The 15,540-nt window shown below is 64.6% G+C and carries 15 protein-coding genes; 8 read left to right on the plus strand and 7 right to left on the minus strand.

Translation table 11 applies throughout. From position 1 onward, the window contains the following. Positions 1-540: 540 nt before the first annotated feature. Positions 541-942, minus strand: a complete 402-nt coding sequence (locus tag BM118_RS24160; protein WP_177234641.1) for a hypothetical protein — start codon at positions 940-942, stop codon at positions 541-543. Between the two features lie 295 nt (positions 943-1,237). On the opposite strand from BM118_RS24160, the gene BM118_RS24165 reads away from it, so the two are divergent. Continuing rightward, on the plus strand, positions 1,238-1,486 hold the full coding sequence (locus BM118_RS24165) for a DUF2798 domain-containing protein (protein WP_027546509.1): 249 nt from the start codon (positions 1,238-1,240) through the stop codon (positions 1,484-1,486). Between the two features lie 21 nt (positions 1,487-1,507). Here BM118_RS24165 and BM118_RS24170 read toward each other — a convergent pair whose 3' ends face one another. The 3 genes from BM118_RS24170 to BM118_RS24180 form a co-directional block, all read right to left on the minus strand. Beyond that, a complete protein-coding gene (locus BM118_RS24170) occupies positions 1,508-3,295 on the minus strand; it encodes a chloride channel protein (RefSeq protein ID WP_092187997.1) in 1,788 nt (595 codons plus the stop codon). A 12-nt stretch (positions 3,296-3,307) separates the two neighbouring features. Beyond that, positions 3,308-3,961: an L-fuculose-phosphate aldolase gene (locus BM118_RS24175; protein WP_177234642.1), complete on the minus strand. Its 654-nt coding sequence runs from the start codon at positions 3,959-3,961 to the stop codon at positions 3,308-3,310. 169 nt (positions 3,962-4,130) lie between these two features. Further along, positions 4,131-4,757, minus strand: coding sequence for a MarC family protein (locus tag BM118_RS24180; protein WP_092187998.1), 627 nt, complete (start codon positions 4,755-4,757; stop codon positions 4,131-4,133). 144 nt (positions 4,758-4,901) lie between these two features. Between BM118_RS24180 and BM118_RS24185 the strand changes: the two genes are divergently transcribed. From BM118_RS24185 to BM118_RS41665, 4 genes are all read left to right on the plus strand, one after another. Beyond that, positions 4,902-5,468, plus strand: a complete 567-nt coding sequence (locus tag BM118_RS24185) for a YciE/YciF ferroxidase family protein (protein ID WP_092187999.1) — start codon at positions 4,902-4,904, stop codon at positions 5,466-5,468. Positions 5,469-5,655: 187 nt separating this feature from the next. Then, positions 5,656-6,039, plus strand: a complete 384-nt coding sequence (locus BM118_RS24190; protein WP_092188000.1) for an Hsp20/alpha crystallin family protein — start codon at positions 5,656-5,658, stop codon at positions 6,037-6,039. 8 nt (positions 6,040-6,047) lie between these two features. After that, positions 6,048-8,438, plus strand: coding sequence for an endopeptidase La (gene lon / locus BM118_RS24195; protein WP_092188001.1), 2,391 nt, complete (start codon positions 6,048-6,050; stop codon positions 8,436-8,438). A 5-nt stretch (positions 8,439-8,443) separates the two neighbouring features. Beyond that, positions 8,444-8,599 (plus strand): hypothetical protein, encoded by a 156-nt coding sequence (locus BM118_RS41665; protein WP_177234643.1) that lies wholly within the window; start codon positions 8,444-8,446, stop codon positions 8,597-8,599. 70 nt (positions 8,600-8,669) lie between these two features. On the opposite strand, the gene BM118_RS24200 is transcribed toward BM118_RS41665, so the two are convergent. From BM118_RS24200 to BM118_RS24210, 3 genes are all read right to left on the minus strand, one after another. Further along, on the minus strand, positions 8,670-8,972 hold the full coding sequence (locus BM118_RS24200; protein WP_008139488.1) for an HU family DNA-binding protein: 303 nt from the start codon (positions 8,970-8,972) through the stop codon (positions 8,670-8,672). A 483-nt stretch (positions 8,973-9,455) separates the two neighbouring features. Continuing rightward, the gene (locus BM118_RS24205; protein ID WP_092188002.1) at positions 9,456-10,688 is read right to left on the minus strand and encodes an acetyl-CoA C-acetyltransferase; all 1,233 of its coding nucleotides are present in this window, start codon (positions 10,686-10,688) and stop codon (positions 9,456-9,458) included. A 115-nt stretch (positions 10,689-10,803) separates the two neighbouring features. Then, on the minus strand, positions 10,804-12,267 hold the full coding sequence (locus tag BM118_RS24210) for a GH1 family beta-glucosidase (RefSeq protein WP_092188003.1): 1,464 nt from the start codon (positions 12,265-12,267) through the stop codon (positions 10,804-10,806). Positions 12,268-12,898: 631 nt separating this feature from the next. Between BM118_RS24210 and BM118_RS24215 the strand changes: the two genes are divergently transcribed. From BM118_RS24215 to BM118_RS24230, 3 genes are all read left to right on the plus strand, one after another. Continuing rightward, positions 12,899-13,666: a M48 family metalloprotease gene (locus tag BM118_RS24215; protein ID WP_177234644.1), complete on the plus strand. Its 768-nt coding sequence runs from the start codon at positions 12,899-12,901 to the stop codon at positions 13,664-13,666. A 548-nt stretch (positions 13,667-14,214) separates the two neighbouring features. Further along, entirely contained in the window at positions 14,215-14,988 is a 774-nt protein-coding gene (locus BM118_RS40670) for a hypothetical protein (RefSeq protein ID WP_143099515.1), read from the plus strand. A gap of 80 nt (positions 14,989-15,068) precedes the next feature. After that, the gene (locus tag BM118_RS24230; protein WP_027546495.1) at positions 15,069-15,527 is read left to right on the plus strand and encodes a hypothetical protein; all 459 of its coding nucleotides are present in this window, start codon (positions 15,069-15,071) and stop codon (positions 15,525-15,527) included. Positions 15,528-15,540 lie beyond the last annotated feature (13 nt).

Raw genomic sequence — 15,540 nt, forward strand, 5'->3', positions numbered from 1 at the left:
AATTCACCGGCACCGCGCCGGTTGACGCGACTGCCGCCTCCGCAAGAGCTTGACCGTAGCAACGACGGCCAGGACCACACGGTTTTGCCGTACGCACGGCCCGCCATTTCGCCGCGGTTTTTCCAGCCCTGTCGACGGAGCCGGAAACCTGCTGGCGAGACGAACCTGACAGCGCCGCTCGTCCAGCGCGAAGCCTTGGGCTCACGGAGAGCAATCCGCCCTGCCCGCAACTCTCGCGCCCGACGCTGCCGCGTCCACCGCAAGCCCGGCTCGCGAAAATGACGACCACAAGATCGCCCCTCAAGGATGAGCCGGGATGGGCGACACATACGACAAATCCGAATTTCGGTAAAGCGGAATATTTTCATGGAAGGGCATTGACAGACGGGCGAAACAGGACGGACGGCGGGCCGGCCCGTCCCCGAAGCAACAAAGGGGCGGTGCAAAGCACCGCCCCTTTGGCGAAATCGGTGAAGCTTCCCGCGGATCCGACGATGACCTCGGATTGCACTCCGTCCAGGCTACGGCGAAAACGACCGCCTAGTAGGGCTGATAATAGTAGCGCTGGCCGTAATAAGGACCGCCGCCGTAATAGCCCGGGCCGCCGTAATAAGGACGCGGACCATAGTAATAGTGGTCCTCATAGTACTCGCGGCGCCGCTGCTCGGCGATCACCCCTCCGATGATGCCCGCTGCGGCACCCATGACGGCAAGGCCCGCAGCGTTCGAGCCGCGTCGATAGTAGCGACGTCGGGCTGCGCTGAAATCGGTGACGTCGGACGTGGCCTGACCCGCCGTGACGACCTTTGCCGACACCGCCTTGGCCGGTCCCGCGGACGCCGCAGCCGAGGGCGATGCAGAGGTTGCGACCAGTGCCAGGCTGGCGAACGCGGCCAGTACAATGCTGCGGCCACCCGCAGACTTCATCGGTCCATCACTCATTTGGTTTTGACCTTCCTCTGCTCTCGCCCAAATTGACTCTTGCAAACAGTATATAATGCGCAAACCACTGAAATGGTTTCGTGATCGCGGCAATCTGCCACGCTTTGAACGATTGTAAACCGAACCACCAGATGCAGCTTGAACCCTTCAACCTGAGCGGATAATGAACAGCCGCGCCGTTTTCGGTCGCCGTAAGCGTTTCACGTGAACCAACGCATCAACCGACGCCGTCGGGATCGATGCCATTTGCAGGGTTCAACGTGACTGACGCGTCCTTTTCCGTAAGAGAAATCAGATGATTGCGGTTCGCAAACTGCCGGCGCGCTACGCGCCGATCGTAATGCCTTTTGTGCTGTCCATCCTCATGACAGCCGTGGTGTCGGTCATTTCGACGCTTCGAAGCCTCGGCGCAACGCCGGCCTTCCTCGCGACCTGGCCGGGCGCCTGGGCGCTGTCATGGCTGGTCGCCTTTCCAACGCTGCTGATGGTGCTGCCACTGGTCCGCCGGATCGTGGCCTGCGTCGTCGCTTCTCCATCTCAGTGAACCGGAAAAGCGCATCGCGCCTTACGACAGCGCCCCCAGCACGCCGCGCGTCGCCTTGTCGATCTCCTCGACATAGCGGCGGCGGGCGAAGTTCTCGGTGAGGAAGCCGACCACCTTGCGGCTGTCGGTGGAATCGACCACCGCCAGCATCTCGGCTTCCGCCTCGTCGAACACCGCCATTGCCGACTTCACGTTCATTTCCGGGATCAGCACGATGTCGATCAGGCGGGCGAGCTCGATCACCTGGATGTCGTCGGCGATGGTGTCGAGGTCGCCGGAGAACAGATCGGGCAGCAGGACGAGGCCGACATATTCGTCCGCATTGTTGACGATGACGACTCCCGGCCGTGAGCCCAGCGCGAATTCGCGGCGTACGGCGGCGATCGTCGTGGTCGACGGCACCTTGCCGACGTCGGAGCGCATCAGCCGCTCGACGGTCAGGTTGCGCAGCCAGCCGACGTCGTTGGCGCTGCGGATGGTCTCGCCGCGCAGATGCAGGCGCCAGGTCGAGAAGGAGTGGCCGAACATGAAGCGGACGCAGATCGAGGTGACGATGCAGCCGGCCAGCACCACGGCGGTGACGTCGACATTGCGGGTCATCTCGAGCACCAGGAACGACATGGTCAGGGGACCGCCGACGATGGCGACGCCGAGCGTCGCCATGCCCGTCAGCATCGCCACCAGCGGATCGATCACGAAGTTCGGACTGATCAGCAACAGCAACGCGGAGAAGAACTTTCCGATCAGGCTGCCGACGAACAGCGAGGCGAAGAACAGGCCGCCGCGGAAGCCCGAGGCGAGCGAGACCAGGCAGGCCGTCACCTTCAGGGCGATGATCAGCGCGATCAGGCCGATCGTCATGTCGTGAAAGAGGTCGAGCACCATGGCGCCGTGGCCGGCCGCCAGCACCTGCGGCGTGACGATGGCAAAGCCGCCGACGACGAGGCCACCCATCACGGGACGCAGCCAGACCGGCAGCCAGGCGAACAGGCGCTCGAACATCGGCGAGGAGCGCATCACGGCAATGCCGACGCCGCTGGTGATGAGGGCGAGACCGATCAGGGCCAGGTACTGCTCGACGCCGACGGCGCTGACCTTCGGTATCTCCAGCGAATACGGCGCTCCGCCGAGCCATTGCGCGGTCAGCGCACCGGCGAGCGAGGCGGCCAGGATCGGGGCGGCGCTGCTGACCGAATAGACGCCGACGATCAGCTCGCAGGCGTAGAAGGCGCCGGTGATCGGCGCGCCGAACGCCGCGGCGATCGCGGCGGCAGCGCCGCAGCCGACCATCAGGCGCAGATCGTTGCGGCGCAGATTGAAGAACTTGCCGAGCAGCGAGGCGATGCCGGAGCCGATCTGGGTATAGCCGGCCTCGAGGCCGACCGAGGCGCCGCAGCCGTTGGAGATCAGCGTCTGGCTCGACACCACCAGGCTGTCGCGCATCGACAGATTGCCGCCGCGCAGCGCATTGGCCTCGATCGGGTCGACCGCGCTGGAGATCTTCATCCGCCGCCGCGACCATTCCATGATGCCTAGCGCCAATCCGCCGAGCGCAGGCGCGATCAGCGCCGCCCAGGGGCTGACCCAGGCGTTGGCCGACAGGCGAACGTCGACGGGAATGCCGTAGATGAGCATATGGGCAATCTGCGCGATCTCGGCCATCAGCGTCACGATGGCGCCGGCCAGCGTGCCGATCACCAGGGCGAGCGGGATCAGGTAGAACTCGTTGCTGCGCAGGAGCGCGCGCAGGCGAACCATGACGCGGTTCGATCCCTTGCGATCGACGAGATGTCTGATCCGCACGAACACCTTCTGCCCGCCCTATCCTTCCGACATGCCGTAGCCGGCCATGCGCTGGCGAACCCGCTCGATCTCGGCGCCCGAGAGCAGCGGCGGTTTCCCGATCTGGAGACAGCCGTGATATTGCCGCGCCAGGGTCTCGACCTCGACGGCGAGCCACATCGCCTTGTCCAGCGTCTTGCCGATCGCGATCATGCCGTGATGGTCGAGCAGGCAGGCAAGCCGCCCCTCCAGCGCCCGCACCGCATGTTCGGACAGTTCCTCCGTTCCGAAGGTGGCATAGGGCGCGCAGCGGATGCTGTCGCCGCCTGCGGCCGCGATCATGTAGTGCACGGGCGGGATCTCCATGCCCATGATCGCCAGGATGGTGCAATAGGTCGGATGGGCATGGACCACGGCGTTGACGTCGGGCCGGGCCTTCAGGATGTCGCGGTGGAAGCGCCACTCGCTGGACGGCTTCTGATCGGGCGCGTGCGAGCCGTCCATCGCCATGAACACGATCTGGTCGGGCGTCATGGCCTCATAGGGCACGCTGGTCGGCGTGACCAGCAGCCCGTCCACATGCCGGACGCTGATATTGCCCGAAGTGCCCTGGTTGATGCCGAGCGCATTCATGCGGCGGCAGGCGTCGATGATGGCCTGTCTCTTGGCGGGCTCGTCCGCTGTCATCGACATCTCGATTTCTTCTCGGCTTCTTGGCGATGGGCGTTTGTCAGACCGGGAGTACGTCAAAGCAATATGGCAGCGCAAGCGAAAGCGACCGGATCGCCCGTCGTCTCGCCGGCCGGTCCGCCGCTCCACGAAATAGACCATGGAATCAACGGATTAACGGATCGTCGCAATCCTACGGCAGGCTCGCCCGGACGGCCGCGATGCCGTTGATCACGAACTGCACGGAATAGGCGGCGAGCAGCATGCCGAGCACGCGCGAAAGCACCGCATTTCCGGTGCGCCCGAGGGTGCGGGCGATCAGGCTCGCCGAGAGAAAGCACAGCATACAGAGCAGGCACACCGCGAGGACGATCGCGATGATGATCGCGAGCCTCGCCCCGTAGCCGGCATCGCCCGTCAACAGCAGCGTGGTCGCGATCGCGCCGGGACCGGCCATCATGGGGATGGCCAGCGGAAACACAGCGACGTCGGACGCGTGCTCCGACGTCGCCTTGTCGGCCTCGCGGGCCTCGCGATGCGGGCGGTCGCCGAAGATCATCTGGTAGGAGACGCCGAACAGCAGCAGCCCGCCGGCGATCTGGAAGGCGGGGATGCCGATCCCGAGCTGCCGCAGCAGCCAGTTTCCGACCAGCGCGATCACCACCAGGATCGAGGCGGCGATCAGCGGCGCGCGTAGCGCGATCGTGCGCTTGACCGTGTCGGGCATGCCCCCGGTCGCGGCGAGGAAAGCCGGCGCAAGGCCGACGGGATCGACCACCAGCAGCAGCGTCACGAAGGCGGACAGAGCGAAGTCGAGCATGCGGGTGGGTCTCACGCGAGGTGGAGCCGCAATCCATAACGGCTCGAGGCGGCCTTCGCGAGGAACATTTGCCCTCCCAGAGTCTTGGTCGCGCGAGGATTGAGGAAGGCATCGCCTTCCCCTGTCACCTCGAGAGGAGGGTTTATGACCAAACGAGCAAAGAAAAGGACCACCAAGAAGACCGCGGCGCGCCGGACGCGTCAGGCGCCGAAGATGCTGAGCGACCTGTTCCTGGAGACGTTGAAGGACATCTATTTCGCCGAGAACAAGATCATCAAGACGCTGCCGAAGATGGCGAAGGCGGCTCACTCCAAGCAGCTCTCCGCAGCCTTCAACAAGCATCTGCGCGAGACGCAGGGCCAGATCAAACGTCTCGACCAAGTCTTCAAGATGCTGGGCAAGCCCGCGCGCGGCAAGCCCTGCGAGGCGATCAACGGCATCACCGACGAGGGCGCCGAGATCATGAAGGATTTCAAGAACGCCCCCGCCCTCGACGCCGGCCTGCTCGCCGCAGCGCAAGCCGTCGAGCACTACGAGATCTCCCGCTATGGCACACTGCGCACCTGGGCCGAGGAGCTCGGCATGCCGGACGCCGCCAGGCTGCTCCAGGCGACGCTCGATGAGGAAGAGACGACCGATCGCACGCTGACCGAGCTCGCCACCTCCGTCATCAACCTCGAAGCGGAAGAGGAATACCGCGCCGCCGCCTGATCTGCGCGCCGCGCCCAACTGTTGCCTTCGACGCCGCGGAACATCGTCGCGGCGCCGTAGCGTCCGACTGCAAGGGCCTCCTCGGGTTCGACGGGCCAGGCATGCTCTGAACGCGCGATGCTGGAATTTCGGGGAACCGTCCCCATATGCTGGTCTTCCAACCGCAGCGCCATCCCCGAGTCTTGCCATGCAACCCAAAAATCCCCTCGACTGGATGCTGTCCGAAGCCCTGGACTCGCTGACCCGCGCCGACCGGCTGCGGCAGCAGTTCGGCCGCCAGGAAGCCTGCTGGGAGCCGCCGATCGACGTGCTCGAAACCGAGCATGAGCTTCTGATCCTGGTGGCGCTTCCCGGCGTCAATCCCGACAATGTCGAGACGGTGATCCATGACGGCGCGCTCGTCATCTCCGGCCAGCGCACCCTTCCGCCGGAGCTTCGCAACGCCCGCATCCACCGGCTCGAGCTGCCGCAGGGCCGCTTCGAGCGGCGCATCGCGCTTCCCCTCGGCCGCTACGCCATCAGCCGCTTCGTGATGGACGGCTGCGTCGCACTGCGCCTCGCCAAATCCTGAGGTCGATCATGGCCACCGAACAGATGAATACCGAGACCAATTCCCAAAACAATTCCGACGTGAAGATCCCCGACGACGCGCTGATCATCATCCCCGTGCGCGAGATGGTGCTGTTCCCCGGCGCCATCGCGCCGATCGCGATCGCGCGGCCGAAGTCGGTCGCCGCCGCGCAGCAGGCGCTGCGCGAGCAGCGGCCGATCGGCATCGTCCTGCAACGCAGCCCCGAGACCGAGGAGCCCGGGCCGGACGATCTCTACCGGGTCGCGACCATCGCCAACATCGTGCGCTACATCACCGCGCCCGACGGCACTCATCACATCGTCTGCCAGGGCGTGCAGCGCGCGCGCCTCCTCGACTTCCTGCCGGGAACGCCGTTCCCGGCTGCGCGGATCCAGCAGATTCCGGAGCCGACCACGACCTCGCCCGAGATCGAGGCGCGTGCGCTGAATTTGCAGCGCCAGGCGATCGAGGCGATCGAGTTGCTGCCGCAGGCGCCGCCTGAGCTCGCCGCGATGTTCCAGGGCACCACCGCGCCCGGCGCGCTGGCGGACCTGGCGACGTCGTTCATGGACATCAAGCCGCAGGACAAGCAGGAGGTGCTGGAGACCATCGACCTCGCCTTGCGGGTCGAGAAGGTGTCGAAGCATCTGGCCGAGCGGCTGGAGGTGCTGCGCATCTCCAACGAGATCGGCCAGAAGACCCGCGCCAGCTTCGACGAGCGGCAGCGCGAGGCGATCCTGCGCGAGCAGATGGCAACCATCCAGCGCCAGCTCGGCGAAGGCGACGGCAAGGCGGCCGAGGTCGCCGAGCTGACGGCTGCCATCGCCAAGGCCAACATGCCGCCGGAAGCGGACGCGCATGCCAAGAAGGAGCTGCGCCGCTACGAGCGCATGCCCGAGGCCGCCGGCGAAGCCGGCATGGTCCGTACCTACCTCGACTGGCTGATCGAGCTGCCCTGGGCGCTGCCCGCGGAGAAGCCGATCGACATCAAGGAAGCGCGCCGCATCCTGGATGCCGATCATTTCGGCCTGGAGAAGATCAAGATCCGGATCATCGAATATCTGGCGGTGCGCAAGCTGGCCCCGCAGAGCAAGGCGCCGATCCTGTGCTTCGTCGGCCCGCCCGGCGTCGGCAAGACCTCGCTCGGCCAGTCCATCGCACGCGCGATGGATCGCCCCTTCGTGCGCGTCAGCCTCGGCGGCGTGCATGACGAGGCCGAGATCCGCGGCCATCGGCGCACCTATATCGGCGCGCTGCCCGGCAACATCATCCAGGGCATCAAGAAGGCCGGCAGCAGGAACTGCGTCATGATGCTGGACGAGATCGACAAGATGGGCCGTGGCGTGCAGGGCGATCCTTCCGCTGCCATGCTGGAGGTGCTCGACCCCGAGCAGAACGGGACGTTCCGGGACAATTACCTCGGCGTGCCCTTCGACCTGTCGCGCGTGGTGTTCATCGCGACCGCCAACATGCTGGACCAGATTCCGGGTCCGCTGCTGGATCGCATGGAGCTGATCAGCCTCGCCGGTTACACCGAGGACGAGAAGCTGGAGATCGCGCGGCGCTATCTGGTGCGGCGGCAGCTGGAGGCCAACGGCCTGACGGCCGAACAGGCCGAGATCGAGCCGGAGGCGCTGAATCTGATCGTCAAGGGCTATACCCGCGAGGCCGGCGTGCGCAATCTGGAGCGCGAGATCGGCAAGGTGTTCCGGCACGCCGCAGTGCAGGTCGCCGAGGGCACGGCCGCCAAGATCGTGGTGAGCCCGAAGGACATCGCCACCGTGCTCGGCCAGCCGCGCTTCGAAGGCGAGATCGCGCAGCGCACCAGCATTCCGGGCGTGGCCACCGGCCTTGCCTGGACGCCGGTCGGCGGTGACATCCTGTTCATCGAGGCCTCGCGCGTGCCCGGCCGCGGCGGGATGATCCTGACCGGCCAGCTCGGCGACGTCATGCGTGAGAGCGTGCAGGCTGCGATGACGCTGGTGAAGAGCAAAGCCAGCCAGCTCGGCATCGATCCACAGCTGTTCGAGAAGAGCGACATCCACGTCCACGTCCCGGCGGGCGCAACCCCGAAGGACGGGCCGAGCGCGGGCGTCGCGATGTTCACGGCGCTGACGTCGCTGCTCACCAACCGCACGGTGCGCAGCGACACCGCGATGACCGGCGAGATCTCGCTGCGCGGCCTGGTGCTGCCGGTCGGCGGCATCAAGGAGAAGGTGGTGGCTGCTGCCGCCGCCGGACTGAAGCGGGTCATGCTGCCGGCGCGCAACAAGCGGGACTACGACGACATCCCGAAGAGCGCGCGGGACAACCTCGAATTCATCTGGCTGGAGCGCGTCGACGAGGCCATCGCCGCAGCGCTCGAGCCGGCCGAGGCCAAGGTCGAAGCGGCGGAGTGAATGCGATGAAGAAACTGCTGGAAAGAGCAAAGAGATCGCGGAAGACGCAGCGGCTGCGCCAGCTGCTCGATCGCGCCATCGACGGGATTCGCGATGCGCTCGCGGGACCCGAGCCGCGGCTTCAGCCGGTCCCGGTCCGGGTCAGGCGCCGCAAAGGCTGAACCCCTCCGCTTCAGCCCTCGCGGTCGTCGAACATAAAAGGCCCCCTCCTGCGAGGGGGCCTTTGTTTTATCAGGCCACGGCGTCCTTGGCAGCCTTGACCGGGCGGGCGCGGACGATCTTCCGGGCCGGCTTGGCCTTGAACATCATCTCTTCACCCGTGAACGGGTTGGTGCCCTTGCGCGCCTTGGTCGCGGGCTTCTTGATGACCACGAACTTGGCGAAGCCCGGCACCAGGAACAGGCCGTTCTTCTTGAGCTCCTTGTGACCGACGTCGGTCAGCGTCTCCATGACGCTCTTGACGTCGCGCTTGGAAAGCTCGGTGGCGGTCGCAATCTTTTCGATCAACTGCGATTTCGACATTTGGGCTGGCATCGTGTCTCCTCTGATTCGTTGCCGGTTGCATATTAGACCAACCGGCGAAGGCCTAGAGCCTTCTGCACAGTTATGTCGCGATTTTACGGGCTTTTTTGGCCTCCTGTGGCAAAAAACCCTGCTTTTTAGCTACTTCCGGAGCGGGAAGAGCCTCTGGCAGCGGATTTTACCTTGTTTCAAAGGCCCGCACGCAGCCTTGCTAAAGCTGATTCGCTGCTTTCGACAAGCGACGACCGGCCTCTTTGTGCGAGGAGGAGCGCGTTTCGCCCTAGAAAATAAGGCTAGATTGCATCGCCGAGGCGATCGCAGGTGCTCTCCCTCTCCCCGTTCTTACGGGGAGAGGGTCGGGGTGAGGGGCCTCTCTCCCCGCATGAGATCGACGATATAGCTGTACCCCCTCACCCGGATCGCACCGGACGATGCTTCGCATCGCCGAGGCGATCCGACCTCTCCCCGCAAGCGGGGAGAGGTGGAGAAACAAGGCTAGATGCGCTCGATGACGATGGCCGGCGCCATGCCGCCGGCGGCGCACATGGTGACGAGACCGCGCTTGAGGTCGCGCCGTTCGAGCTCGTCGAGCACGGTGCCGATCAGGATCGAGCCGGTCGCGCCGATGGGATGGCCGAGCGCGATCGAGCCGCCGTTGACGTTGACCTTGGCGCGGTCGAGCTTGAGGTCGCGGATGTATTTCTCCGCCACCACCGCGAAGGCCTCGTTGATCTCGAACAGGTCGATGTCGTCGATGGTCAGCCCTGCCTTCGCCAGCACCTTGCGCGTCGCCGGCACCGGCGCGTTCAGCATCAAGGTCGGCGAGTCCCCCATATTGGCCATCGCCACCACGCGGGCGCGCGGCTTGAGGCCGTGCGCCTTGGCGTAGGCGGGCGAGGCCAGCAGGATCGCGGCGGCGCCGTCGACGACGCCGGACGAATTGCCGGCATGGTGCACGAAGTCGATGTCGATATCAGGATATTTCTGCAGGATCAGGCCGCGATAGGTGGTGCCCTTGTCGTCGAGCGCATAGTCGGCGATCGCAGGGAAAGCCGGCTTCAGGCTGCTGAGGCCTTCCATCGTGGTCTGCGGCCGCGGATATTCTTCGTGATCGAGCGCGAGGCTGCCGTCCTCGCGATGAACGGGCACAAGGCTCTTCGTGAAGTGCCCGTTCGCCATCGCATGTGCGGCACGCTTCTGGCTCTCCAGCCCGAGCGCATCGACGTCCTGCCGGGTGATGCCTTCCATGGTCGCGATCGCATCGGCGCAGACGCCCTGATGCGACTGCGGATGCCGCGCGCGCAGGCGCAGATTGCCGACGTCCATCATCATCGGACCGCCGCCGCGGCGTCCCTCCATCGACATCATCTCGCAGCCGCCGGCGATGACGAGGTCTTCGGCGCCCGCCATGATCGAGCTTGCGGCCATGTTGACGCTGGTGATGCCGCTTCCGCAGAAGCGGTCGAGCGTCACCGCGCTGGCACGCACGTCGTAGCCGGCATCGAGCGCCGACATGCGGCCGAGATCGCCGCTTTGCGTTGCGACCTGCGCGCTGCAGCCCCAGACGATGTCGTCGACGTCGGCAGTATTGATGCCGGTGCGATCGGCGAGCGCGCGCAGCACGGTTGCGCCCAGTTGCTGCGGATGAATGCCCGAGAGCGCTCCCTTGCCGGCCTTGCCGACGCCGCGCGGGGTCCTGCAAGCATCGATGATCAGCGCGTCAGCCATTGGCGTTGTCCTCTTGTTATGAGTGTTGAGAGGCGTTGTGGGTCAGCGGGAGAGGTGAGTCAATGCGCGGTGCCTCCTCTTTGCCTCTCCCCGCATGCGGGGAGAGGCGAAGACATCACACCCCCGCAGCGTTCTTCGCGATCACGTTGCGGTAGTAGCTCGCGCTGAGCTTTGGCGTGCGGACCTGGGTGTCGAAATTGACGTGATAGAGCCCGAAACGCTTGCTGAGCCCGAACACCCATTCGAAGTTGTCCATCAGGCTCCAGAGGAAATAGCCGCGCACCGGCACGCCTTCGGCGGTGGCGCGCTGGAGCTGGGCGAGATAGTTGCGCAGGTACATGATGCGGTCGGTGTCGTAGATCTTGCCGTCAGGCGTCACCACATCGTCGCCGGAGGTGCCGTTCTCGCTGATATAGATCGCATCCGTCTTCCAGATCTTTGCCGCCAGCTTCGGCACCCAGTAGATCGTCTCCGGCGCGACGCGGAGCCAGTCCGAGTTCATGTGCGGGAATGATTTCGGGATCGGCAGCGGCATGAAGCCGGCGCCCTGGTCGGACGGCACCACATAGTTCTGCGGCGCGTAGATGTTGAGGCCGAGGAAGTCGACCGGCGAGGAGATGACCTTCAGCTCGGCGTCGGTGTATTTCGGCGCATTGGCGCCCGCGTATTTCAGGAACGCGTCGGTGTAGCGGCCGGTCATGATGACGTTGAGATAGCCCGCGTTCATCTCGCGCAACGCGATCTCGGCGGCGCGGACGTGCTCGGGCGTGTCGATCGCGGGAACGCAGACGTCGATGTTCTCGGCCGGCCCGACCCTCGTGCCGCGGCGGCCATGGGCGCGCACCGCCTGCACCGCAAGCCCGTGCGCGAGCGCGCTGTTGTGCCTGACCTGGTTGACCTCCGCTTGCGGCAGCGTCACGCCGGGCGCATCGATGCCGATGCCATAGCCGAACTGCACGAAGCGGCCGCTCTCGTTCAGCGTGAACACGTTCTTGACGCGATCGGTCAGGCGCCCGGCGACATAGGCGGCATAGTCGCCGAAGATCTTGCAGGTCTCCGTCGAGCGCCAGCCGCCAAAGCGGTCCTGGAGCGATTGCGGCAGATCCCAATGGTAGAGTGTCGCCCACGGCTCGATGCCGTTCTTCAGGAGCTCGTCGACCAGGCGATCGTAGAAATCGAGGCCTCCGGGATTCGGCTTGCCGTCGCCGTCGGGAAACACCCGCGGCCAGGCGATCGAGAAGCGGTAGGCCTTGCAGCCGAGCTCCTTGATGAGCGCGATATCCTCCTTGTAGCGGTGATAGTGCTCGTTGGCGCGATCGCCGGTCGAGCCGTCCTCGATCTTGCCGGGGATGCGGACGAACCTGTCCCAGATCGAGGCCCCTCGCCCGTCCTCGTTGACCGCGCCCTCGACCTGATAGGACGAGGTCGCCGTGCCCCAGAGAAAGCCTACCGGAAAGCCGCTGTCGCGCGAGGCCGCTGCCGCCGGCTTGGCGTCCGCGATCTCGACGGGGCTTGCCATCCCGGCTGCGGACAACCCCGCGATTTTCGCGAACTGGCGACGCGAGACCTTGTCCGACATTGATGCAGTTCCACTTCTCTTGGTTTCGGACCGGCACAATGACGAGTGCCGGCCGATTTGAGAAGCAGTGTCCCTGGTTGTCACGACTGCAACCGACGCTCACATCTGTCGTCCCCGACGTGGAGCGCCGATAAGGCATTATCGAACCAAACCATTGTTTAGCTTGAATAGAACCCGGTTCCCGAGGTCTCATCTAGACGGTTCACACCGAAGCGAATCGGACGCCCCCCGTGTGGATACCGGGATTTCCTGTGTTCACGGCATGAAACTCGCATGACATGGCACCGGGAGATCCGTAACTTTTGCTTTGAACGCGCACGAGGGGACAAGGGTGATTCACGCTGGCGTAAGCCCGATGGCGTTGCGTGGTGATCGGCACGGCCAAGATGTCGCTGCCGACCTCACGCCGAACGTTTCGTTCGCTCTGGTGCGCCATGCGCCGCGGGAGATGCTGCGCGTTTTACGGTGCGGCCCTGCCGTCGCCGTGGAGATCCATTGGCCGTCGGGAGAGGCAGGCCTCTTCCTACGATGCCGTATCGAGCTGAGCTCGAGAGACCAGTGGCGGTTACGGCATCGGCGGCACGCCCATCAGACTGTGAACCATCAATCATCTCAATTGGCAATCCTTGCCATGACATTGCTGCTCGCCGTCTGCGGCTGGAGCGTCGGCGGAGCCGAGGGCATGCAGCGGGCGCTGTTGGGAAGCACGCCCCGTCCCGACGAAACGGTCATCTCGCGCGAGAACGTGTATCGCTGGTTCGGCGCCCGCCTGCTGTCCCCTGCAGAGGTGCCGGACCTGTTCGCCGTTCTGGCAAAAGTTTGCAGCAGGGCCGGGCTGGTGCGATTACCGGATCTCTATTGTCTGCCGGCACCGCGCGACATGAATGCCTATGCGCTCGGCGGACCGGAACGCAGTGCCATCGTGTTAACCGAAGGCCTGCTACGCGGCATGACGCGCGACGAAGTTGCCGGGATATTGGCCCATGAAGTCGCTCATATCCGCAACAATGATGCCTGGACGATGGGCTGGGCGACAGCGTTGCGACGCGCGATCGATTGGACCTCGCTCGCTGGTCTCGCGTTGCTGCGAACCGGCCATCATCACGGTGGCATGACATCAAGCCGGCCATTGGCGATGCTGCTGAGCGCAGCACCAGCTCTCGGCCAGCTCCTTGGACTTGCTCTGTCGCGAGTTCGCGAACTGGATGCAGATGCAACGGCGCTCGAACTGACCGGCGACTCGCGAGCGCTGATCGCCGCACTCGACAAGCTGGAGCGCCATCACACCGGGTCCGCACCAAGCCGCACGTCCGCATTCGTGCATGATCCGATGCACTTGCTTCGCAGCCATCCCGCCACCTCCGAGCGCGTCGGCACATTGCTCAACCTCGCCTATTAAGCACTCGCTCAAGTGGGCATCTGCGCACATCGGAAGGTTCGCTGACCAGGCAAAGAGTGCTGACGAAGAATCCGCGCGGCTTGAAATTTCTGCGGAGTTTGATCGCCGCCAAAATATCGCCGCGCTTTCGCGAAACTATTTCGACGTGAGTACGTTTTCCGCGTCTCTGCTCATTGCAGCACTGGGGAGAAACCAGCGTAATTGCCAAGCGTTCGGGCGGACGTGAGACATAAATGATAAATGGCTGGCCATCGTGCCAGCGAGGAAAATCCGCTCCCACCTTTTTCGACGGCAATGATTTTGCCGCTCTAAAACATCTCACCGTCGGCTTGTCACCTTGAGGGGACGCATCTCGCGCCTCCCAGGCGGGCGACATTGGCTGCGGCCGAGACTTCCGTGCCAAGCATTCGAACTTGAAGCTCCAACGCCGTCGCACCGGCGTGACAGACCGCTATTGCCAGCGAAGGGGTTGCGCATGCGACCGGCCTTTGCAGGATTCTTGGCAGGATTTTGGGCTGAGGGCACCACCATCGCAAGGAGACCAAGCGATGACTTATTACGACACCCTGCAACAGAACCCCGCGCATGGTTCGCCGTTCGGCCAATTCGGTCCGCAACAATGGGGATCGGGAGCATTCGGTTCGCAAGGCGGCCAACAGTATGGAGGAGGTGGTCTTGGATTGGGCCAGGCGGCCTATGGACAGCAACACGGACAGTTCGGCGGTCAGCCGACCTTTGGCGCGTTTGGATATGGCCCCGGCTGGGGCGGGCAAACGGGCTGGGGTCAGCAGCAGCCTCAGCAGCAGCCCTGGGGCGGACAACAGCGCCAGCTTTCGCCACAGGACGTGAATGAGGTCGTGCGGCAATTGGTACCGGCGCTGCCTCAAATTCTCGCGCAAGCTCAAAGTCCATTCGCAGGAATGGGCTATGCGGCTTACGGCCAGGCGCCGCGGCAGCTCAGTCCGCAAGACGTGAGCGAGGTGGTGCGGCAGATCCTGCCGGTCGTGCCGCAAATCATGGGAATGCTGCAAAGCCAGCCCCAAATGCAGCATTCGGCCATGCACGGCGGTCCCGGTCAGGGTCAATTCGGAGGCCTCGGTCAATTCGGTCCCGGCTATCCCACACAGACTCAGCCAGCGCAGATGTGGGGTACGCAGTTCGGCGCGCCGCAGTTCCAGGCGGCATTCGGCGGTCCGACGGGCTTTGGCCAGCAGCGACAACTGACGCAGCAAGATGTCGCCGACATCACCCGCCAGCTGATCGGCGTCATACCCCAGGTCATCGGTAACCTTCAGGCCTACGGCCAGCAGCGGATGATCTGACCGCGCGGTAAGGCGCGACCGCCGCCAAAAGCGGCGGTCGCGCCTGCCGTTGCGCATGCTTCCTCCGAAGGAGAACCCTCATGTCGGATTCCAATCCCTCCGCCGCATCCGCGTCACATCGCCACTCCTCAGACATTCAGCAGCTCGTGGGCCTGCTCAGCAATTTGATGCCGCTGCTCTTGCGCCTGCAGTCGCAACCGTTCGAGCAGCCGTTCCGAACCATGCCCGGCAACTTCCCGATGCCGAACCCGGTGCTCGATCATCAGGCTGCGGAAAACATGATCGGAGACATGATCGCGGAATCGCTGCGCTCGCTCTCCGCCTATCTCGAGGCCAACGCGGCACAGCATGCGGGCCTGGAAAACTGCGTCTCGATCGTCACCCAGGCAGCCAACAAGTTTACCGAGCGGGATTTTCCGCAGGCCTTCAACCTGATCTATTTCGCCTATCGCGCGATCGAAGCCGCCCGCGCAGCCGATCCCCGCCTTCCGTTACCGCGACAGGCTTCGATCGATCGCACGCAATCTTCTATCCACTGAAATCAACGGAGGC

Source organism: Bradyrhizobium sp. cf659, from assembly GCF_900113725.1.
In the GTDB taxonomy this organism is placed as follows: Bacteria; Pseudomonadota; Alphaproteobacteria; order Rhizobiales; family Xanthobacteraceae; genus Bradyrhizobium.